Below are 20,084 nucleotides of genomic sequence, written 5' to 3' on the forward strand. Positions count from 1 at the left end.
GGAAAGACCGAGTACACTTGCGCCGCGCTTTTCTTACAGCTGCACTAGTATTGCCGACAACCCGCTTCGGCGATAAGCTGCTCGCTTAATACTCAACGTGAACCAGTGTCAGGCCGCGCGCCGGGGCGGTTCGACCGGCTCTCGATCTATCCTTTGCCACAAGTATCGACTCAACTTCGGTGGGGGTTAATATCCCTAAACCCACCTCGATTGCGGTTCCGGCTATAATGCGTACCATATTGTGCAAAAACGCGTGCGCGCGCACGTGAATAGCAAGGAGACCTTCAAGCGGTTTGCCCGCCCATACGATATCGGCGGACCGCCTACATGATATCTCAAGCACCGTCCGCTCGGTATTGTCGAGCCCGGCTGCGCTTATCGCGTTGCAAAAGGATGTGAAATCGTGCCTCCCGTGAAGTATCTGTACCGCCTCATCCATTTTCTCCACATCAAGCGGCTTTGCTTCGTGATGAACAAAGCGCGGTACGAATACCGAACGCTCCGAGCGATTCAAAATATAGTAATGGTATTCACGCCACCGCGGGTCGCGGCGCGCATCAAAGTCTGGATCGACTTCCTCGGCTTCTTTAATCGCGATATTGTTGGGAAGCATTGCGTTCATCGAGTACGGAATGCGGCGCGTGGGCATGTCTGAGGTCGTCCGAAAGTTGACCACCTGCCCGAACGCGTGAACGCCGGCGTCTGTCCGCCCGGCAACCGTCGAGTCTATGGGCTCGCCGAGAAGTGTGCTCAGCGTAGCGTCGACTACACCCTGCAGCGTGGGCACTCCTTGCTTTTGTTGCTTTTGCCAGCCGCTATATTTCGAACCATCGTATTCTAACGTTAATTTAATATTTCTCATTAGATGAGTGGCATCCTCCCTATCGCAATTATAGCAGCAAATATGAGCGCCACAGCACTGAACGCGTAGATATCGGAGGCTTTTAGGGTGAGGCGACGCATCCTGGTGCGCCCTTCCCCGCCGCGATACGCTCGGGACTCCATCGCTTCGGCAAGTTCGTCCGCACGCCGGAATACGTTAACCAGCAGCGGGATAAGCACTGGAATATAGCTATTTGCCCTGGTGAACGGATTTCTTGCATCAAATCTGGCGCCGCGCGACATCTGAGCGCGAACGATTTTGTCAGCTTCTACAGCAAGTATCGGGATGAAACGCAGTGCTATTGTCATCATCATTGCAAGTTCGTGGGCCGGCAGCCCAATCCGCTTAAGCGGTGTCAGAAGCGACTCGATGGCGTCGGTAAGCTCGATAGGTGTCGAGGTAAGCGTTAAAAACGACGCGCCTGTAACTAATGCGATAAAGCGCACGCCAAGCAGAAGCCCTGCCCAAAAACCGGTTACGCTTATATAGACGGGACCAAGATGCAGCCACGGCCCGTTATCGGTAAAAATATGTATGAGTACGGTAAAAACCAGCACAAAAAGAAGCGGACGCACCCCCTGAACGACGAAGGCTAGCGGAAGCTCAGCTATTAATGCAATGCAAACAATCGCCGCGGCCACAACGAGAAAGCCGGTGAAATTGCCGATCAAGAACACGGCGATCGAAAACAGCAATACGAGCACAAGCTTCACTCGCGGATCGGCATGATGTACGATTGAATCTCCTGGATAGTACTGACCGATGGTAAAACCGCTCGCTACCGACATTGTTTCTCCTTTAACGAGGCGCAAACCGCCTCAACCGTAGACGCAACCGACGGTGACGCCGGTACTACGTTAAGCCCTCTTCCCCGCAGCTTTGCGACAAGCTCGACGGTATGCGGTATGCCTAAACCAATGCGGGTAAGCGCTTCGTGCCGGTTAAAGACATCGGCAGGCGCCCCGTCGAATATAATCTCCCCGTTATCCAACACGACTACGCGAGAGGCGTTTTCGGCAATTTCGTCCATGTCGTGGTTAACCATCACAATTGTTGTACCGGTACTATTGAGACTGCGTAACAGCGCTATGAGATGCATGCGTCCGTTATGGTCGAGACCGCTGGTCGGCTCATCTAAAACCAGCATTCGAGGCTTCATCGCTAACACGCCAGCTATCGCGACCAGGCGTTTTTCCCCGCCGCTTAAAGCTAACGGAGACCGTTCGCTATAGCGAACATAATTAAGGCCAATACATTCGAGCGAATCACGAACGCGTGTGTCAATCTCCCCTTTTGAGAGCCCCATATTTTTTAAACCGTAGGCCACATCGCGTGCAACGGTTTCTTCGAAGAGCTGATTCTCCGGGAATTGAAATAGCAGGCCAACATCACGCCTAACCTCATGCGGCTGGATATCGATACCGATTTGTTTACCGGAAAAGAAAACGGTTCCTGTGGTTGGCGTTAAGAGCCCATTGAAATGCTGGATGAGTGTCGATTTACCGGAGCCCGTCGCCCCGGCAATCGCAACAAATTCACCTTCAGCTATACTGAAGTCGATGCCATGCAGCGCATTCCGGGCAAGGTTTGTGCCTGCCAAATATGTGTGGTGGACATTACGAAGCTTAATTAGCATATGGCATCCGCCAGCTCATCTATTGTGTGCGGTATATGCGGCAGCGTAAGCCCCGCATCGATCAATGCCCGGGCTATCAACTGAACCTGCGGTACGCCAACACCGATTCGGTATAGCGCCTCCGCATCGGCAAAGATATCGCAGGGCGCCCCATCCATAGCTGGTTCACCGCGTGACAGTACGACAACACGATCTGCGAGCAAAGCTTCATCGGGTACGTGCGTAATAAGCACTACCGTGATACCGCACTCGCGATTGAGTTTTTGTAGGGTTGCGATAACTTCATGGCTTCCCTTCGGATCGAGCATCGACGTCGCTTCATCGAGCACCAGATATTGCGGGCGCATAGCGAGCGCCCCGGCAATCGCGACGCGTTGTTTTTGCCCGCCGGAAAGTAGATGAGGGTCGTGCTGGGCAAAACAGCTCATATCAACAACCTCCAGCGCCTCATCGACGCGAGCACGAATCTCACCGGGTGGCAAACCGAGGTTCTCCGGACCGAAAGCGACATCTTCCCACACGCGTGCGGCAATGATCTGGTTATCCGGATTTTGAAATACCAGGCCGACCCGCTCACGAATAGTCCATATGACTTTAGGGTCGGCCGTTGAGAGACCGTCGACGACCACCGTGCCTGCCGACGGAACCAACAAGCCGTTTAGGTGGCGCGCAAATGTTGATTTACCCGAACCGTTCGCACCCAACAGCACCACAAATTCACCCTCGCGAATCGTAAGAGTGATATCGTTGAGCGCTTCTATTGCGCCATCGCCGGTATCGTACCGGTATGATACCTTATTAAACTCGATCATCTTTTACCAAACCAAACATATAAGATACAGGCATGCCGGCGTCATGCGTCACGCCCCAATGTAAGTGTAATATCTAGAGCAACGCCCCCCATACCATACCTGCAAACACAGCAAAGGCAAAAGCCGATACCGGCTCTTGCCTTTTAAATTGTAACGCTTATAAACAACGTCTTTAAGAATTTCTGCTGCGGGTTTTGCTAAACCAGCTCGATTAGTGCCATAGGGGCAGCATCGCCTTGGCGCGGGCCAAGCTTTAAAATTCTAGTATAGCCGCCATCACGTTCAGCATAGCGCGGGCCGATCTCAGCAAACAGCTTATGTACGGCTTCGCGGTCGCCAATAACCGCCAGAGCCTGGCGCCTCGCGTGAAGGTCGCCCCTCTTACCAAGGGTGATAACCTTCTCAACCATCGGCCGCAGCTCTTTTGCCTTAGCCTCGGTCGTCTGAACGCGCTCATGGATGATGACCTGGCGTGCTAAACCATTAAATATCGCTTTTCTATGGCTGGCACTCGTGCCAATTTTTCTACCCTTTTTTGCGTGCCTCATGTCTTCTCCTACTAACTCTGCTTCAGCGACAATCCAAGTTGCGCTAACTTTTCTTTAACCTCTTCAATCGACTTTGCGCCGAAGTTTCTAATCTTCATGAGCTCTTGCTCACTGATATCAACAAGCTGCTGAACGGTGTTAACACCCTCACGCTTCAAGCAGTTGTAAGAACGAACTGAAAGCTCGAGATCCTCGATTGGTGAATCGAGAGCTTTATCTCGCTCGCTCGCGCTCGATGCGAATATCGGTGTCGCTGCAAACTCGCTGGCCTGCTCCATGAACAAGCTCATGTGTTCGTTTACAATCTTGGCACCGATGCTAACAGCCTCAAATGGTGTAATGCTGCCGTTCGTCGTAACATTGAGAACAAGGCGGTCGAAATCGGTTCTCTGACCAACACGCGTATTCTCTACTGCATACGTCACGTTTTGCACTGGGCTGAAGATCGAATCGATCGGAACAACGCCGATGGCATCGTTCGGATTCTTATTACGCTCTGCGGTTACATAACCGCGCCCCGGCTCAACGGTCATTTCCATCTCAAGCTTACCGTCAGCATTTAAAGTGGCGATGTACTGGTCAGTGTTTACAACCTCTACTTCGGCCGGATACTCGATATCGGCAGCCGTAACTGTTGCTGGACCCTGTACGTTGATTCTGATGGTTGCCGGCTCCTCGCCATGTAGTCGTAAGACTATCTCTTTAAGGTTGAGGATGATATCGGTAACATCCTCTTTTACACCAGGTATTGTCGCAAACTCGTGCGCAACACGCTCGATTTTAACTGAAGTGATTGCGGCACCCGGTAGTGACGATAATAGTACTCGTCTTAGGGAATTACCTAAGGTGTAACCGAAGCCTCTCTCCAGCGGCTCAACCCTAAAGCTGGCCGTGTTGTCTTTTTGCTCCTCTACGGAGATACCCGGCTTACGGATATCTAACATTAATGAATTCCTCCTTAGCAACCATTACTTAGAATATAGCTCGACGATCATCTTTTCCTGAACAGGAATGTCGATGTCCTCGCGAGCTGGAACGCCGACGACTTTAGCGGTCATCGATCCCGCATCAGCGTCAAGCCAAGACGGAATAGCGGCTTTGTTCGCCGATTCTGCCGCCTCTTTCATGCGGGCGATGTCACCGAGAACGGTAACAACGTCGCCTTGTTTTACACGGAATGAAGGGATATCTACCCTTCTACCGTTAACGGCGATATGCCCGTGCCGGACCTCTTGCCTGGCTTCAGGCCGTGAGTTGGAAAACCCGATCCGGTAAATAACGTTATCCAGACGTGTCTCCAGAATCTGGAGCAAGTTCTCGCCGGTAACGCCTTTTCTTTTTGTCGCCAGCTGATAGTAGTTGGCAAACTGCTTCTCAAGCACACCGTAAATGCGCTTTGCTTTCTGCTTTTCACGCAGCTGCATATAATATTCCGATGGTTTATGCCGGCCGCGACCGTGCTCACCTGGTGGGAACGGGCGCCTCTCAACCGGACATTTATCGGTTAGACACTTATCGCCTTTAAGAAAGAGCTTCTGTGTCTCTCTCCTGCATAGTTTACAAACAGGTCCTGTATATCTCGCCATAGCCTTACACCCTTCTCCTCTTCCTCGGGCGGCAGCCGTTATGCGGAACCGGTGTTACGTCGGTGATACCGGCAACTTCAAGGCCGTTGGCCTGCAACGTCCTAATTGCCGTCTCACGACCCGCACCTGGACCCTTAACGTACACATCCACCCTCTTCATACCGTGCTCTTGCGCTTTCTTCGCACAAGACTCAGCTGCAACCTGAGCTGCAAACGGGGTGCTTTTACGAGATCCTTTAAAGCCTGAAGTACCTGCGCTCTCCCAGGCTATCGTGTTGCCCTGCTGGTCGGTTATTGTGACGATCGTATTATTAAACGTGCTCCTTATGTGGGCAGCCCCATGAACAACGTTCTTGCGCTCTCTGCGCTTTACTCTGCCCGTAGCTTTCTTCTTAGCCAAAAAGCCGTACCCTCCTTTGACAATAAGTCATAATCCTAGCCGTTATTATCTAAACTAAAATCCAAAATCTAGCGTTATGCTATCTTTTCTTCTTCGCACCAACGGTCCTACGTGGACCTTTTCTTGTGCGAGCATTCGTATGGGTGCGCTGACCCCGAACCGGAAGACCCCTGCGATGCCTCAGGCCGCGGTAACATCCGATCTCCATGAGACGCTTGATGTTTTGAGATACTTCGCGACGCAGATCTCCTTCGACTTTGAGGTTCTTGTCGATATAATCCCTTAAACGCATAACCTCATCTTCGGTCAGATTGCGAACCCGTGTATCCGAGTTTACCCCGGTAGCAGCAATAATCTCTTGCGCTGTTGAAAGACCTATCCCGTAGATATAGGTCAAACCAATCTCTACCCTTTTCTCTCTGGGTAGGTCTACACCGGATATACGTGCCAATTCTCTTCCTCCCTAACTAACCTCTTAAATATCGTGACGCTGTGCGTTTTAACGCACGAGCGATTATTACAGCGAGAGCTCATTTGTCAGAATTCAGAATCCAGAATAACTACAGAACTGCAGAATTCAGATACACTAGCTTACAGAGCTTGTCCTTATTCTGAATTCCGGCTTCAGGCTTCTGACCTCCGACTTAACTAACCCTGGCGCTGCTTGTGGCGCGGATTCTCACAAATAACGAGAACTTTTCCGTGCCGCTTGATAATCTTGCATTTCTCACAAATGCGCTTTACTGATGGACGTACTTTCATCGTTCTCTCCTACATAAATATATTCTATGATACAAAGCTTACGCTGCTGGTTCGATGTTCGACACTCGAACATCTGCTTTAGGCCCGCCACACCGCTTACGGCCTGAAGCCTGCAACGTTTGCTCGGCTCTCCTGAGCTTACCTGCACTACTTAAAACGGTACACGATCCTGCCCCGTGTTAGGTCATACGGGGATAATTCCACGACAACACGGTCTCCAGGCAAGATTCGGATATAATGCATACGCATCTTCCCGGAAATATGAGCTAGAACCTTATGCCCGTTGTCCAATTCAACCCTGAACATCGCGTTTGGCAAAGGCTCTATGACCGTACCTTCTACTTCTATTGCGTCTTCTTTTTTAGGCACCGTTCACTATCCTCCACGGAGTAGAGTCCAAAAGTGTATTATATCAAAATTAAATTATACCGTCTACAAGGTCGTTAATATGTACGGCCCCTCATCGGTAACAGCCACCGTATGTTCAAAATGGGCCGACAAACTCTTATCGGATGTAACGACCGTCCAGTTATCTGCAAGGATATTTACTTTGTAACCGCCGACGTTTACCATCGGCTCTATCGCAAGAACCATCCCTGGCTCCAATTTCGGGCCTCGTCCCGGATGCCCATAGTTGGGGATCTGGGGGTCTTCATGCATTGCCCGGCCTATACCGTGCCCCACAAACTCTCGCACTACCGAATACCCGGCCGATTCCGCTGTTTGCTGAATCGCGTATGAGATGTCGAACAGGTATTTTCCCACAACACACTCATCGATTCCGTCGTATAGCGAGCTTTTAGTAACATCGATCAGGCGTTGCGCTTCAGCCGAAATCTGCCCCACCGGGAACGTCGCTGCCGCATCGCCGAAATACCCATCAAGCTCGACACCGACATCAATACTGATGATGTCGCCCTCTTTAAGTATCCGCTTACCCGGAATGCCGTGAACGACTGTCTCGTTCGGTGAGGCGCAGATACTTCCCGGATATCCTCTATACCCTTTAAATGCCGGTATGCCCCCGGATTTGCGAATAAAATCCTCGGCAACCCGATCGAGCTTAATCGTTTCAACGCCCGGCTGTACCGTATTTTCAATGAGCTGTAATGTTTCAGCTACAATGCGCCCAGCTCGACGCATTGTAGCGATTTCATCTTTGCTTTTTCTAATAATCATACTGTCGCCGATAACACGCCCTTTACATCATCAAATACGGCATCAACCGATTTGCTTCCATCAATATCAATGAGCACGCCCTTATTCCTGTAATAGTCGATAAGCGGCGCCGTCTGGTTGTGATATACATCCAGACGGTTCTTGACCGTCTCTATCGTATCGTCGGCTCGCTGGTAGAGCTCACCGCCGCAATCGCATGCGCCCTCTTGCGCCGGTGGGTTAAACACCATATGATACGGCCGCTGGCACGTTTTACAGATGCGCCTGCCCGTAAGCCTGTTCAATAGCTCCTGGTCATCGACGGCGATGTTGACCACCGCATCGATATGCCTGTCGAGCTTTTGTAAAGCCTGGTCGAGCGCATCGGCTTGCGCCACCGTGCGCGGGAATCCGTCAAGCAAGAATCCTTTCTCGCAATCCGGTTCCTGGATGCGGTCGCGGACAATTCCGATAACCACTTTGTCGGGCACAAGCGCGCCTTGTGTCATGTACTCCTGAGCCTTGAGACCGAGCTCGGTCTTGTTCGCTACGGCTGCCCGCAGCATGTCACCGGTCGAGATATGCGGCAGCCCGTATGTTTTCACAATCCGCTCTGCCTGCGTACCTTTACCTGCGCCAGGAGGACCTAGCAAAATTACGTTCACGGTTTTGCTCCTTTCGGTCAAAAAACCTACTTTCGACAAACAAACCTCAAACCTATTTCAGGAAGCCCTCATAGTGCCTCATAAGAAGCTGAGATTCGATTTGCCTCATCGTCTCTAGCGCCACGCCGACGATAATGAGCAATGATGTTCCACCAAAGTTACCGCCCTGGAAGAACGGAATATTCAAAAATTTACCTAGTATTTGCGGAATTATCGCTATGAGCGCAAGGAAGAACGCACCCGGCAGCGTAATCCTGGTAAGCACCCTGTCAAGGTAGCCTGCAGTTGGTTTACCCGGTCGCACACCAGGGATAAACCCGCCGTACTTCTTCATGTTGTCCGATATGTCGATCGGATTGAAGATAATTGCCGTATAAAAGTAGGTAAAGAATATTACCAGCAGTGCGTACAGTGACAAGTATATTGCACCGCTCGGATCGAGTAACCTAGTAACCGTGGTCGAAAACCCGCCCTTAAACATCTGTAAGATTGTCGCCGGGAAAATCAATACCGACGAGGCAAAGATGATCGGGATAACACCCGCTGAGTTTACCTTAAGCGGGATATAGGTGCTCGAACCACCATACACTTTACGCCCGACAACACGCTTCGCGTATTGAACCGGGATTCTTCGCTGTGCTTTCTCAACAAAAATAATCGAGACTATGATTGCAAACAGCACAACAAGCAGGCCGACGACTGTAACCGCTCCACCGGTTACACCAGTCTGGTAAATTGCCTCCGGCAGTCGCGAGATAATACTTGCAAAAATCAAGATCGACATACCATTACCTATGCCGCGCTGGGTAATGAGCTCACCCAACCACATGATAAACGCGGTACCAGCTACGAGCGTTAGCACGATAAGGGCATTGGTTGCCAGCGTAAATGAACCGGCTGCGCCGAGCGCCCTAAGCTGATTCTGGAACAGTACCGTTAAGCTGACGGATTGTACGAGTGCCAGCATAAGTGTGAGATACCTGGTCCACTGCGTAATCTTGCGCTGCCCAACGTCCCCTTCTTTCGACCATGCTTGAAGCGTCGGGATAACAATCGTCAAAAGCGATAGAATAATCGATGCCGTAATGTACGGCATGATTCCTAGCGCGAAGACCGCGAAGTTTGAGAGTGCGCCTCCGGCAAATAGGTCGACAAAACCAAGAAGCGGTGACGATTCAAACAAACTCTTCAGGGCATCTACCTTAACGCCGGGGACCGGAACATGGGCACCTAACCGGTAAATACCAATCATGGCGAGCGTAAAAAGTATCCGGCGCTTCAAATCGGGTACTTTAAATGCGTTTGCTAATGCTTCAATCATTTACGACTCTCTACCTTTCCGCCAGCGGCCTCGATTTTCCTGACCGCAGATCCGCTAAACTGATCTGCTTGTACGGTAAGTGATTTCTCAACCTCACCGCGGCCCAGTACCTTAATAGGCATGGTGGCTTTCTTAATGATGCCGGCTTGCTGCAATGCCTGAGCATCAACAACGCTGCCCGCATCAAAGCTGTTCAACTGATCGACATTGACCAGCTCAAATACTTTCTTAAACGGGTTCTTGAATCCCGGTAGTTTTGGCAGACGCCTGTAAATAGGAGTCTGGCCTCCCTCAAACCCTGGGCCCTTTCCACCGCCTGAACGGGATTTCTGGCCCTTCGTACCACGGGTGGCTGTTTTGCCATGCCCGGATCCGGGTCCACGGCCAACTCTCTTTTTCTTCTTAACAGCACCCGGAGCGGGTGACAGTTCATGTAACCGCATTCGTCCTATCCTCCCTCAAAACATCAGAGAAAAATCCATAATCTCATACATTGTATACTGTATTAACAACTAAATACTAGACCATTATCCTCGACAAATCGCGAGGTAGATGCTTAGCCGACCTCTTCTACCTCAACCAAGTGAGATACCTTTGCGATCATACCGCGGATCTCAGGCCGGTCTTCCTGCTCGACAACATGGCGTATCCTTTTAAGGCCTAGTGCGCGCAGCGTTCGCTTTTGATCTTCTTTGCGACCGATACCGCTCCTGACCTGCTTAATCTTAAGCTTAGCCAATTCGCTACCTCCTCATCAACCTTGTCCCTGCTGCTTACCTCTTGCTTGCGAGCTCTTCGGTCGTCATACCGCGAAGTTTGGCAACTTCTTCCGGTGTCTTGAGCGACTGAAGCCCTTGAACGGTGGCCCGCAACATATTGATCGGGTTTTGGCTACCCAGGGACTTCGTCAGGATGTCCCTCACACCGGCGAGCTCCAGAATTGCTCGAACAGGACCGCCAGCGATAACACCGGTACCTTCTGATGCCGGCTTTAAGAGAACGCGGCCAGCGCCATACTGGCCGACAACCTCGTGCGTGATGGTCGATCCCGCAAGCGGGACATAGAACAGGTTCTTTTTCGCATCCTGTATGCCCTTCTGGATTGCGATCGGGACCTCGCCGCCTTTGCCAAAGCCGATGCCAACATGGCCATTGCGATCGCCGACAACTACAAGCGCGCTCAAACTAAACCTGCGTCCGCCTTTAACGACTTTCGCGACCCTGTTAATATTAACTAATTTTTCTTCGAGCTCTAGCTCGTCCGGATTAATTCTTTTGCTCACGCGTTTCCCCCTACTCCTTTAAAATTTCAGGCCCGTCTCACGCGCTGCATCGGCCAATGCCTTCACGCGCCCGTGATACAAAAACCCGCCTCTATCAAATACAACCTCTATGATGCCCTTATCCTGTGCCTTCTTGGCGACAAGTGCACCAACCATTTTGGCGGCTTCTACATTACCACCAGTACTAACCTTGGACTTAATATCCGCATCCAAGCTCGATGCGCTAATCAGGGTCGTGCCCTTTGTGTCATCGATAACTTGCACGTATATGTGATTAGTGCTTCGAAAAACAGACATGCGAGGCCTCTCAGCTGTGCCAGATAATTTCTTACGCACTCTGCGGTGCCTTCTAAGCCTTGCTATCCTTTCCTGAGCTGTCTTTCCCATCGTATCCTCCACAACCTGCTATCTAAACTAGCGGTTTACTATTTCGCAGTCTTTCCAACTTTTCTTCTGATGTGCTCGCCCTCGTACTTGATGCCTTTGCCCTTATAGGGTTCCGGTGGGCGGACGCTGCGGATGTTAGCCGCAACTTGGCCGACTCTCTGCTTGTTCGCACCCCGTACAACGATTCTATTCGGGGCCGGTACCTCGAACTCGATACCCGGCTCTGCGACAACAGGGACCGGATGCGAGAAACCCATGGCAAGCTCAATGTCATTGCCTTTTTTCGTTGCCCTGTAACCGACACCTACGATCTCTAGGGTTTTTGCATAACCATCGCTCACACCGACAACCATATTGTTGACGAGCGTGCGCACGAGACCATGAAGCGATCTGTGAAGCTTACTCTCTGATAGGCGCTGTACCAGCACCTGATTATCTTCTTGTGAAATTTTAATACCCTGCGGGATCTTCTCCGACAGCTGGCCTTTAGGCCCTTTTACTACGACCTCAGCCGGCTGGATTATCACTTCTACGCCCGCGGGAACATTAATCGGTAGCTTACCAATTCTTGACACGTTTTCCCTCCCGTGTTACCAAACATAGCAAAGTACTTCGCCGCCTAAGCCGGCTCTCTTTGCTGCGTTGCCAGTCATGATGCCTTTCGAAGTCGACATAACCGCTATACCAAGGCCGCCGAGCACCCGCGGGATCTCGTCTTTCTTAGCATAAATTCTCAAACCAGGTTTGCTGATTCTCTTAATACCGGTAATTACACGCTCACGATCAGGACCATAACTCATCTTAACCCTAATCATTTTGAAACCGCCGTTTTCTTGAACGACCTCGAAATCCTGTATGTATCCCTCTTCTTTGAGGATCTTGGCAATCTGTTCTTTCATTCTCGAATCAGGGATATCAACTGCCCCATGATAGGCCCTGTTTGCATTGCGTATACGCGTAAGCATATCTGCAATAGGGTCCGTCATTGTCATAACGCTTCCTCCTTATCAAACCAGTATCTGCGTTCCTCAAGGTGTTCGCGGTCCGTGTAGCATCCCACGGAAAAGCGCATGAGTTCTAATGCTTTCACGCATTCATGCCTTCAAACCACGATCTTATGCCTCGAGACTACAGACTTAGCTGATCTACATAAAATCTATTTACAGCTTACAGCTCTTACCAACTAGCCTTTGTAACACCCGGTATTTCACCACGGTGCGCGAGTTCTCTCAAGCAAATACGGCACAGGCCGAATTTGCGGAAATACCCGCGCGGCCTACCGCATCGTGAGCAGCGATGGTACGCACGTGTTGCGTATTTGCTTCTGCGCTGCTGTTTTGCGATCATCGATTTCTTAGCCAATTGAACCTCCATCCTTACATTCAAAGAATGTTTGAATATATCTAATATCTATCTTTCTTTGAACGGGAAGCCGAACTTCTTTAAAAGCGCACGGCCTTCCTCGTCTGTTTTCGCTGTAGTTACGATCGTAATATCCATACCGCGGATCTTATCGATCTTATCATAGTCTATTTCAGGAAAGACGAGCTGATCGGTTATACCGAACGAATAGTTTCCGCGCCCATCAAACGACTTTGGCGAAATCCCTCGAAAATCCCTAATTCTTGGGAGCGCCGTCGAAAGCAGGCGGTCTAAGAACTCGTACATCCTGTTTCCCCGGAGCGTAACCTTAACGCCGACCGGCATGTTCTCGCGGAGCTTGAAACCTGCGATAGATTTTTTTGCCCGGCGGATAATGGGTTTTTGCCCGGCGATGATAGTCATGTCCGCAATCGCACCGTCGAGTGCTTTTGAGTTCTGCGCCGCTTCGCCGACACCCATGTTCAAAACGATCTTTTCAACTCTTGGTACCTGCATCACATTCTTGTAATTTAGCTCTGTCTTTAATGCAGGCAGAATCTCCTTATTATAGGTTGCTTTAAACCTCGGCATCGGCTGTGCGCTGTTACCAGCTGCCTTTTTTTCGGCCGCAGGCTTTTTCTCAGCTGTTTTCTTTTCCGCCGCAGGCTTCTTCTCGTCAGCCTTCTTGCTTTTACTCTCTGCCATTTAACCTCTCTCCTAGTTACTGGTACTGGTTCCTAGCCTGTTGTCTCATGCGGTTCGCGCCGATTTCCGACCGGCACTCACCAGGCACGAGAAACTAGTTGCCAGTTACTAGCCTGACTTCTAACTTCTAAGCATACTTACGCTTTATCAATATCGCCTTCGCAGCTACGGCATATTCTTACCTTTATGCCGTTTTCTGCTATGCGATGACCGACTCGTGTCGGCTGACCACAGCTCGGGCAAACCAGCATCACGTTTGATACATGAATCGCTGCTTCTCTCTCCTGGATACCGCCCTGCGGTACCTTCTGGGTTGGGCGCATATGGCGCTTTACCATCGCGAGGTGCTCAACGACAACCCGCTCTTCTTTCGGCAGCGCAAAGAGCACTTTGCCTTTCTTGCCTTTTTCTTTGCCAGCTATGACCTGTACCCTATCGCCTTTTCTGATTGATAGTTTTGGCACTTTTCGCGTGCTTTTATTGGCCATTTTAACTATTCCTCCTACAGTACTTCTGGAGCCAATGAAACGATCTTCATATAGTTACGATCCCTGAGCTCCCTAGCAACCGGCCCAAAAATACGCGTTCCGCGTGGGCTTCCATCGTCCTTGATGATAACGGCCGCATTGTCGTCAAAACGTACATAAGACCCATCTTTACGGCCTATCGGTTGCTTTGTGCGAACAACTACGGCCTTTACGACATCGCCTTTTTTTACTGTGCCGCCGGGAATCGCTTCTTTGACAGCGCCGACAATCGTATCGCCAACAGACCCGTAGCGCCGCATCGAGCCGCCGAGAACCCTGATGCACAGGATCTCTCGTGCCCCGGTATTATCAGCAATTTTTAGTCTTGATTGCTGTTGGATCATGCCTTCTTCCTTCTTTCCTCAACGGTCTCTATAAATACGGTTCTTATACTCACGGTTCTATTTAGCCCGCTCAAGAACCTCTGATACGCGCCACCGCTTGGTCTTACTCAAGGGACGCGTCTCGGTAATCTGTACGGTATCGCCAAGCTTTGCGTCATTGGTCTCATCGTGCGCTTTGAACTTGGTGGTTCGCTTTATCGTCTTCTTGTAGAGCCGGTGTCTTACGGTTGTCTCGACTGCTACTGTAACGGTTTTGTCCATTGCATCGCTTACAACCTTACCGACTCTTGTCTTCCGGCTTCCTCTCTTTTCTTCCATGTAACCCTCCCATCTAGAAACTAGCTACCCGCTGTGTGCCGTAAAGTTTATCTGCTTGCTACTTCTTAGCCCTAGCTTCTAGCTGCTTGCCAGCTTGACCTCGATCTCACGCTCACGACGTATAGTTTGAATACGTGCGATATCCTTCTTGATCTCTTTAATCCGTTTTGGATTGTCGAGCTGACCGGTAGCGAGCTGAAAACGCAGGTTAAACAGCTCCGCTTTGGCTTCTTTGATTCGCGCTTCCAACTCATCATCTGTTAAATCTCTAAACTTCTCTGCCTTCACGCTTACTCACCACCCAGCTCTTCTCTTGTGATAAACCTGCACTTAATCGGCAGTTTATGAATCGCCAAACGAATCGCCTCGCGAGCGACCGACTCAGTAACGCCGGCGATCTCAAACATAACCCTACCGGGCTTAATAACTGCAACCCAGTGCTCTGGCGAACCCTTACCGGAACCCATACGGGTCTCTGCCGGCTTTTCTGTAACCGGCTTGTCCGGGAAGATGTTGATCCAGACTTTTCCGCCCCTCTTAATATAGCGGGTCATAGCGATACGGGCCGCTTCAATCTGCCGGTTTGTTACCCAGCCCGGCTCGAGTGCCTGCAAACCGTAATCGCCGAAATATATTCTATCGCCGCCTTTAGCGCGGCCTTTCATGCGACCTCGCATCTGCTTGCGATGCTTAACTCTCTTTGGTAAAAGCATTGCTACGACCCCTTCCTTGGCCCGGCGCCTTGCTTCCTGCCCTGGCCCTGCCCTGGCTTGTTATCGCCTCGCGGACGACGTGGCCTTTCGCCTCGCGGCCGCTCTGGTCTCTCCGGACGCTCGCCTGCTGGCGCCTTATCGGCTACAAACTGACCAGGCATGATATCGCCTTTATAAATCCAGACCTTCACGCCGATTCGCCCAAAGGTTGTGAGCGCTTCGGTAAAGCCGTAATCGATATTGGCACGAAGCGTATGAAGCGGCACGCGGCCCTCACGATACCACTCGGTACGAGCCATTTCAGCACCACCCAAGCGACCTGCGCTTTGAACTTTAACGCCCTGAGCACCGCTCTTCATAGCCTGCGTGACGGCTTTCTTCATGGCGCGTCTGAAACCGACACGAGCCTCAAGCTGCTCGGCGATCGACTGCGCTACCAATGTTGCGTCGAGCTCCGGCCTTCTTACCTCTTCGATATTAATCTGGACCTGCTTGCCGGTCATTTTCTCGAGCTGGCCACGAAGGATTTCGACCTCTGACCCGCGCTTGCCAATGACGATGCCCGGGCGAGCGGTATGAATGTCGACCTTAACACGGTCGCCCGCGCGCTCGATAATAATCTTTGAGATCGCCGCGCGTGCGAGTTTCTTTTCGAGAGTCCGTCTAATCTCTATATCTTCATGGAGAAGCTTATCGAAGCCCTTGCTGGCAAACCAGCGCGACCGCCAGGGTTCGATGATACCGACTCTGAGGCCCCGGGGATGAACTTTCTGCCCCATTTAACCCTCCTTCTCCGTAACAATTACGGTAATGTGACTTGTTCTTTTTCTAATCCTAAACGCCCGCCCCATTGCTCGCGGACGAATCCTTTTCAATGTTGGACCCTGGTCCACATGCGCCGCCGATACATACAGCCTGCTGCGGCTGATATGCATGTTCTTCTCAGCGTTTGCAATCGCTGAGTTGAGCACCTTTAGAATCAACCGAGCAGCTGATTTTGGTGTAAATGTGAGTATTGCAATTGCATCCTCGACATCTTTACCTCGGATAAGGTTGATAACCTGCTGCACCTTAAGTGGCGATATCCGCACATATTTTGCAACGGCTTTGGTAGACGCTCTCTCATTCTCTAACGCTTTAGCCATTTTACCTCCTCGTTCTAGAAACTAGGTCTGAAACCGCTAGCTTCTTACTCCTAGTCTCTAGCGTAACCTCGTTGACCTTTCCTGGCCCGCGTGGCCTCTAAAGGTCCGCGTCGGTGCAAACTCGCCGAGCTTATGTCCAACCATACTCTCAGTAACGTACACCGGGACATGCCTGCGTCCATCATGGACCGCTATCGTATGCCCAACCATCTCCGGGAAGATAGTCGAGGCTCTAGACCAGGTTTTAATAACCCGCTTCTCGTTTCTCTTGTTCATATCTTGAATCCTGCTGAGAAGCCTTGTCTCAACAAACGGCCCTTTTTTTAGTGACCTTCCCACGTTTCAGCCTCCATTCCAAAAAGCTTCTACTTACCACGCCCTCGGGCGTTCACTTAAAATTTACAAGCGTTTAACGCTATACAACACCGCACTTATTTTGACCTGCGGGATTTTACAATATATTTGTCAGATTGCTTTTTGCCGCGTGTACGATACCCAAGCGTCGGTTTACCCCACGGTGTAACCGGGTGACGACCTGGTGTCGCCTTACCCTCGCCACCGCCGTGCGGGTGATCGACCGGGTTCATCGCGGTACCGCGAACCGTCGGCCTCTTGCCCAACCAACGAGAGCGACCGGCTTTGCCGATGCTGATAAGCTCGTGCTCCGGGTTGCCGACTTGCCCGATTGTCGCATAACAATCCATATGGATCATACGCACTTCATTCGATGGCAAGCGCAGATGTGCGTAGTTGCCCTCTTTTGCCATGAGCTGGGCTGATGTACCTGCTGAACGCGCAAGCTGGCCACCCCTACCCGCCGTAAGCTCAATGTTGTGCACGATCGTACCGAGCGGGATCTTTCTCAGCGGCAGAGCGTTGCCTATCTTGATATCTGAATCCGGGCCCGCCATAATCTGGTTTCCGACCTTAAGGTTGATCGGCGCAATAATATAGCGCCTCTCACCATCGGCATACTTGATGAGCGCAATCCGCGATGAGCGGTTTGGATCGTACTCGATGGCTTCAACGGTTCCGGGAACGCCGTACTTATTGCGCTTAAAATCGATAATACGATAGCGCCTCTTGTGGCCGCCGCCCTGATGACGCGTAGTGATGCGGCCGTTGTTATTGCGTCCCGCGTTGTTCTTTAGCGGCGCCAACAGGCTTTTTTCAGGCTCCTTTTTCGTAATGTCCACGAAATCGGAGACGGTTTGAAAACGCCTTCCAGCCGATGTCGGTTTAAACTTTTTGATTCCCATGTACTTCTTCTCTCCTCGTCTCACAACCGGCTCTTATCGCTTGCCGGCAGCATATTTTCTCGGTGCCTTTTCGCTTAACTAAGCCGGCACCGGCATTACAGCCTCTGGTTCACCCACAGGCCTATCGCGCTTCGAAGAATTCGATTCGATCGCCCTCGCGGAGTGTCACGACAGCCTTCTTCCAGCTGCGGGTTCTGCCCGATGTATAACCGCGGCGCTTCATCTTGCCGCGCATCGTAATCGTATTAACTGCTTCAACATGGACCTTAAAAATCTTCTCGACCGCCTGCTTAATCTCTTCCTTACGTGAATCTTTCGCAACTTCAAAGGTATACTTCTGCTTGTCGATTTGAGCGTAGCTTTTCTCCGAGATTACCGGGCGTATAATTACATCTTGCGGTGTCTTCATCTGGTTAGACCCTCCTCTACTGAACTCAGAGCGGCGCGAGTCATAACCAAATACTCGTTATTGAGCAAGTCGTAGGCGTTAAGCTCGGAACTATAGATAACCCGCACTCTGTCGAGATTGCGTACCGATTTTACTGCCATGTCCTGCTCGTCGCCAACGATAACAGTCGCCTTTTTGTCGACATTGATATTTTTCAGTATCTTTGCCGCTTCTTTCGTTTTTGGCTCATTCAGACCGAAATCATCGAGGATGATCAAGCGGCCGTCCCGTGCCTTTGATGATAAGATCGAGCGCAGCGCTAGGCGACGCATCTTCTTAGGAACGCTAAATGAATAATCACGCGGCGTTGGGCCGAAGACCGTACCACCGCCAACCCAGTGGGGTGCACGGATACTTCCGATTCGAGCCCGTCCGGTGCCTTTCTGGCGCCAAGGCTTCTTTCCACCACCGCGTACTTCGGACCGTGTCTTTGTCTTTGCTGTGCCTCTTCTTGCTGCTGCAAGCTGAGCGCGCACAACTTGATGAACTACGGCCTCGTTCGCTTCTACCTCAAAGACTGCAGGACTAACGCTGATTTCCTCTATGGTTTTACCTTCTCCATTAAGAACTGGTAGTTTCACCGTTACTCCTTCTTCTTTGCCTTCTTGGATTCCTTGACCATAATCAGACTGCCCTTGGCCCCAGGTACAGCCCCCTTGAGTAGAATGATATTCTGCTCCGGATCAACCCTGACGATTTCAAGGTTTTGTGTGGTCACTTTATCGCTTCCCATATGACCTGGCATGCGCATACCCTTTACAACCCTTGACGGGAATGAGGACGCGCCAACTGAACCCGGTGCCCTATGGAAGTGCGATCCGTGGCCACCAGGACCTCCACTGAAGTTATGACGCTTCATAACGCCCTGGAAGCCCTTACCCTTTGAGACACCGACAACATCGGTTTTCTCGCCAGCCGCAAAGATGTCAGCCGTAATCGTATCCCCCGGCTTGTAATTATCAGGATTATCAACCCTGATCTCAGCCAGGTAACGCTTCGGCGCGACTTTTGTCTTTGCAAAATGCCCTTTCGAGGGCTTATTGGCCTTTTTCTCCTCGACGTCCTCGAACCCTATTTGGATTGCGGAGTAGCCATCGGTTTTTTGTGTTTTAACCTGTGTAATAACGCAGGGGCCTACCTCAACAACGGTTACCGGAAGTAAACGGTCATCGTCACTGAATATCTGCGTCATTCCAAGTTTCTTTCCTAGTAACGCCTTCATCTTCTACCTCGCACTAAAAATTATCCACTGTGCTACAAACTAACCACATACCACGGCTTGTGCGCACCTCCCATGCAACCTTACAATCACAGGTAAAGTGCGCATGCCGTTTAACTTACCTCTGCTTACTAGCTCTAGAGCTTTATCTCGATATCGACACCTGCCGGCAGGTCGAGCCTCATTAATGAGTCAACCGTCTTCGGTGTCGGGTCGAGTATATCAATCAACCTTTTATGCGTGCGCATCTGGAAATGCTCGCGCGAATCTTTGTTGACGTGCGGGGACCGAATAACTGTATACAGACTTCTCTCTGTAGGCAGAGGAATTGGTCCCGCAACTCTAGCACCTGTTCTCTGTGCCGTATCAACTATCTTCTTCGCTGACTGATCGACAACCTCGTGATCATAAGCTTTGAGCCTGATACGAATTTTTTGTGTTGCCATGCTTCCTCCACGCAAAATTTATTTACTTCGTAATCTTAATAACACGCCCGGAGCCAACCGTGCGTCCGCCTTCACGAATAGCAAGGCGCAGCCCCTCTTCCATGGCGATCGGAGTGATGAGCTCAACGGTAATCTCAACGTTATCTCCCGGCATAAC

General features: G+C 50.9%; 36 protein-coding genes. All 36 read right to left on the minus strand.

Translation table 11 applies throughout. The annotated features are described in order from the left end of the window. Positions 1-85 precede the first annotated feature (85 nt). Entirely contained in the window at positions 86-862 is a 777-nt protein-coding gene (truA, locus tag VGK02_07285) for a tRNA pseudouridine(38-40) synthase TruA (GenBank protein HEY3374848.1), read from the minus strand. Further along, positions 862-1,671, minus strand: a complete 810-nt coding sequence (locus tag VGK02_07290; protein HEY3374849.1) for an energy-coupling factor transporter transmembrane component T — start codon at positions 1,669-1,671, stop codon at positions 862-864. Before VGK02_07290 ends, truA begins: the two co-directional genes overlap by 1 nt. Beyond that, positions 1,662-2,519 (minus strand): energy-coupling factor transporter ATPase, encoded by an 858-nt coding sequence (locus VGK02_07295; GenBank protein ID HEY3374850.1) that lies wholly within the window; start codon positions 2,517-2,519, stop codon positions 1,662-1,664. Before VGK02_07295 ends, VGK02_07290 begins: the two co-directional genes overlap by 10 nt. Further along, complete coding sequence (locus VGK02_07300; protein ID HEY3374851.1) at positions 2,513-3,331, minus strand: energy-coupling factor transporter ATPase; 819 nt, start codon at positions 3,329-3,331, stop codon at positions 2,513-2,515. Before VGK02_07300 ends, VGK02_07295 begins: the two co-directional genes overlap by 7 nt. Before the next feature lie 197 nt (positions 3,332-3,528). After that, positions 3,529-3,879: a 50S ribosomal protein L17 gene (gene rplQ / locus VGK02_07305; GenBank protein HEY3374852.1), complete on the minus strand. Its 351-nt coding sequence runs from the start codon at positions 3,877-3,879 to the stop codon at positions 3,529-3,531. Positions 3,880-3,890: 11 nt separating this feature from the next. After that, positions 3,891-4,823 (minus strand): DNA-directed RNA polymerase subunit alpha, encoded by a 933-nt coding sequence (locus VGK02_07310; GenBank protein HEY3374853.1) that lies wholly within the window; start codon positions 4,821-4,823, stop codon positions 3,891-3,893. A gap of 24 nt (positions 4,824-4,847) precedes the next feature. Continuing rightward, a complete protein-coding gene (gene rpsD, locus VGK02_07315; GenBank protein HEY3374854.1) occupies positions 4,848-5,465 on the minus strand; it encodes a 30S ribosomal protein S4 in 618 nt (205 codons plus the stop codon). A 4-nt stretch (positions 5,466-5,469) separates the two neighbouring features. After that, a complete protein-coding gene (rpsK, locus tag VGK02_07320; GenBank protein ID HEY3374855.1) occupies positions 5,470-5,865 on the minus strand; it encodes a 30S ribosomal protein S11 in 396 nt (131 codons plus the stop codon). A gap of 79 nt (positions 5,866-5,944) precedes the next feature. Then, the gene (rpsM, locus tag VGK02_07325; GenBank protein ID HEY3374856.1) at positions 5,945-6,316 is read right to left on the minus strand and encodes a 30S ribosomal protein S13; all 372 of its coding nucleotides are present in this window, start codon (positions 6,314-6,316) and stop codon (positions 5,945-5,947) included. 197 nt (positions 6,317-6,513) lie between these two features. Then, complete coding sequence (rpmJ, locus tag VGK02_07330; GenBank protein ID HEY3374857.1) at positions 6,514-6,627, minus strand: 50S ribosomal protein L36; 114 nt, start codon at positions 6,625-6,627, stop codon at positions 6,514-6,516. A gap of 147 nt (positions 6,628-6,774) precedes the next feature. Then, positions 6,775-6,996, minus strand: a complete 222-nt coding sequence (gene infA / locus VGK02_07335; GenBank protein ID HEY3374858.1) for a translation initiation factor IF-1 — start codon at positions 6,994-6,996, stop codon at positions 6,775-6,777. A gap of 63 nt (positions 6,997-7,059) precedes the next feature. Then, positions 7,060-7,806 (minus strand): type I methionyl aminopeptidase, encoded by a 747-nt coding sequence (gene map, locus VGK02_07340; protein HEY3374859.1) that lies wholly within the window; start codon positions 7,804-7,806, stop codon positions 7,060-7,062. After that, positions 7,803-8,450, minus strand: a complete 648-nt coding sequence (locus tag VGK02_07345; protein ID HEY3374860.1) for an adenylate kinase — start codon at positions 8,448-8,450, stop codon at positions 7,803-7,805. Before VGK02_07345 ends, map begins: the two co-directional genes overlap by 4 nt. Before the next feature lie 52 nt (positions 8,451-8,502). Then, positions 8,503-9,771, minus strand: coding sequence for a preprotein translocase subunit SecY (gene secY, locus VGK02_07350; GenBank protein ID HEY3374861.1), 1,269 nt, complete (start codon positions 9,769-9,771; stop codon positions 8,503-8,505). Next, complete coding sequence (gene rplO, locus VGK02_07355) at positions 9,768-10,214, minus strand: 50S ribosomal protein L15 (GenBank protein HEY3374862.1); 447 nt, start codon at positions 10,212-10,214, stop codon at positions 9,768-9,770. Before rplO ends, secY begins: the two co-directional genes overlap by 4 nt. A 113-nt stretch (positions 10,215-10,327) precedes the next feature. Next, on the minus strand, positions 10,328-10,510 hold the full coding sequence (gene rpmD, locus VGK02_07360; GenBank protein HEY3374863.1) for a 50S ribosomal protein L30: 183 nt from the start codon (positions 10,508-10,510) through the stop codon (positions 10,328-10,330). Between the two features lie 34 nt (positions 10,511-10,544). Next, positions 10,545-11,054 (minus strand): 30S ribosomal protein S5, encoded by a 510-nt coding sequence (gene rpsE, locus VGK02_07365; GenBank protein ID HEY3374864.1) that lies wholly within the window; start codon positions 11,052-11,054, stop codon positions 10,545-10,547. A gap of 18 nt (positions 11,055-11,072) precedes the next feature. Beyond that, entirely contained in the window at positions 11,073-11,441 is a 369-nt protein-coding gene (gene rplR / locus VGK02_07370) for a 50S ribosomal protein L18 (GenBank protein HEY3374865.1), read from the minus strand. Between the two features lie 38 nt (positions 11,442-11,479). Continuing rightward, on the minus strand, positions 11,480-12,016 hold the full coding sequence (gene rplF / locus VGK02_07375; GenBank protein ID HEY3374866.1) for a 50S ribosomal protein L6: 537 nt from the start codon (positions 12,014-12,016) through the stop codon (positions 11,480-11,482). A gap of 15 nt (positions 12,017-12,031) precedes the next feature. Continuing rightward, complete coding sequence (gene rpsH / locus VGK02_07380) at positions 12,032-12,433, minus strand: 30S ribosomal protein S8 (GenBank protein ID HEY3374867.1); 402 nt, start codon at positions 12,431-12,433, stop codon at positions 12,032-12,034. A gap of 184 nt (positions 12,434-12,617) precedes the next feature. Beyond that, complete coding sequence (locus tag VGK02_07385; protein ID HEY3374868.1) at positions 12,618-12,803, minus strand: type Z 30S ribosomal protein S14; 186 nt, start codon at positions 12,801-12,803, stop codon at positions 12,618-12,620. 48 nt (positions 12,804-12,851) lie between these two features. Further along, on the minus strand, positions 12,852-13,394 hold the full coding sequence (gene rplE / locus VGK02_07390; GenBank protein HEY3374869.1) for a 50S ribosomal protein L5: 543 nt from the start codon (positions 13,392-13,394) through the stop codon (positions 12,852-12,854). A gap of 251 nt (positions 13,395-13,645) precedes the next feature. Beyond that, a complete protein-coding gene (rplX, locus tag VGK02_07395; protein ID HEY3374870.1) occupies positions 13,646-13,996 on the minus strand; it encodes a 50S ribosomal protein L24 in 351 nt (116 codons plus the stop codon). A gap of 14 nt (positions 13,997-14,010) precedes the next feature. Beyond that, entirely contained in the window at positions 14,011-14,379 is a 369-nt protein-coding gene (gene rplN, locus VGK02_07400) for a 50S ribosomal protein L14 (GenBank protein HEY3374871.1), read from the minus strand. Between the two features lie 57 nt (positions 14,380-14,436). Next, complete coding sequence (rpsQ, locus tag VGK02_07405) at positions 14,437-14,697, minus strand: 30S ribosomal protein S17 (protein HEY3374872.1); 261 nt, start codon at positions 14,695-14,697, stop codon at positions 14,437-14,439. Positions 14,698-14,775: 78 nt separating this feature from the next. After that, positions 14,776-14,985 carry a 50S ribosomal protein L29 gene (gene rpmC / locus VGK02_07410; protein HEY3374873.1) on the minus strand — a complete coding sequence of 70 codons (210 nt, stop codon included), beginning with the start codon at positions 14,983-14,985 and terminating at the stop codon, positions 14,776-14,778. Between the two features lie 2 nt (positions 14,986-14,987). Then, entirely contained in the window at positions 14,988-15,410 is a 423-nt protein-coding gene (gene rplP, locus VGK02_07415; GenBank protein ID HEY3374874.1) for a 50S ribosomal protein L16, read from the minus strand. 2 nt (positions 15,411-15,412) lie between these two features. After that, positions 15,413-16,189, minus strand: coding sequence for a 30S ribosomal protein S3 (rpsC, locus tag VGK02_07420; protein ID HEY3374875.1), 777 nt, complete (start codon positions 16,187-16,189; stop codon positions 15,413-15,415). Beyond that, positions 16,190-16,555 (minus strand): 50S ribosomal protein L22, encoded by a 366-nt coding sequence (gene rplV / locus VGK02_07425; GenBank protein HEY3374876.1) that lies wholly within the window; start codon positions 16,553-16,555, stop codon positions 16,190-16,192. Between the two features lie 57 nt (positions 16,556-16,612). Then, positions 16,613-16,894: a 30S ribosomal protein S19 gene (gene rpsS, locus VGK02_07430; GenBank protein ID HEY3374877.1), complete on the minus strand. Its 282-nt coding sequence runs from the start codon at positions 16,892-16,894 to the stop codon at positions 16,613-16,615. 92 nt (positions 16,895-16,986) lie between these two features. Continuing rightward, positions 16,987-17,814, minus strand: coding sequence for a 50S ribosomal protein L2 (gene rplB, locus VGK02_07435; protein ID HEY3374878.1), 828 nt, complete (start codon positions 17,812-17,814; stop codon positions 16,987-16,989). A gap of 121 nt (positions 17,815-17,935) precedes the next feature. Then, positions 17,936-18,223, minus strand: coding sequence for a 50S ribosomal protein L23 (rplW, locus tag VGK02_07440; protein HEY3374879.1), 288 nt, complete (start codon positions 18,221-18,223; stop codon positions 17,936-17,938). Next, positions 18,220-18,843, minus strand: a complete 624-nt coding sequence (rplD, locus tag VGK02_07445; GenBank protein ID HEY3374880.1) for a 50S ribosomal protein L4 — start codon at positions 18,841-18,843, stop codon at positions 18,220-18,222. The genes rplW and rplD overlap by 4 nt, the downstream gene beginning before the upstream one ends. A gap of 2 nt (positions 18,844-18,845) precedes the next feature. Then, complete coding sequence (rplC, locus tag VGK02_07450; GenBank protein ID HEY3374881.1) at positions 18,846-19,484, minus strand: 50S ribosomal protein L3; 639 nt, start codon at positions 19,482-19,484, stop codon at positions 18,846-18,848. 134 nt (positions 19,485-19,618) lie between these two features. Then, entirely contained in the window at positions 19,619-19,927 is a 309-nt protein-coding gene (rpsJ, locus tag VGK02_07455; GenBank protein ID HEY3374882.1) for a 30S ribosomal protein S10, read from the minus strand. Between the two features lie 22 nt (positions 19,928-19,949). Next, the coding region (locus VGK02_07460) for an elongation factor Tu (protein HEY3374883.1) at positions 19,950-20,084 on the minus strand (135 nt) is incomplete at its 5' end.

Origin of the sequence: Candidatus Aquicultor sp. (assembly GCA_036504445.1) — a bacterium.
GTDB lineage: Bacteria > Actinomycetota > Aquicultoria > Aquicultorales > Aquicultoraceae > DASXVE01.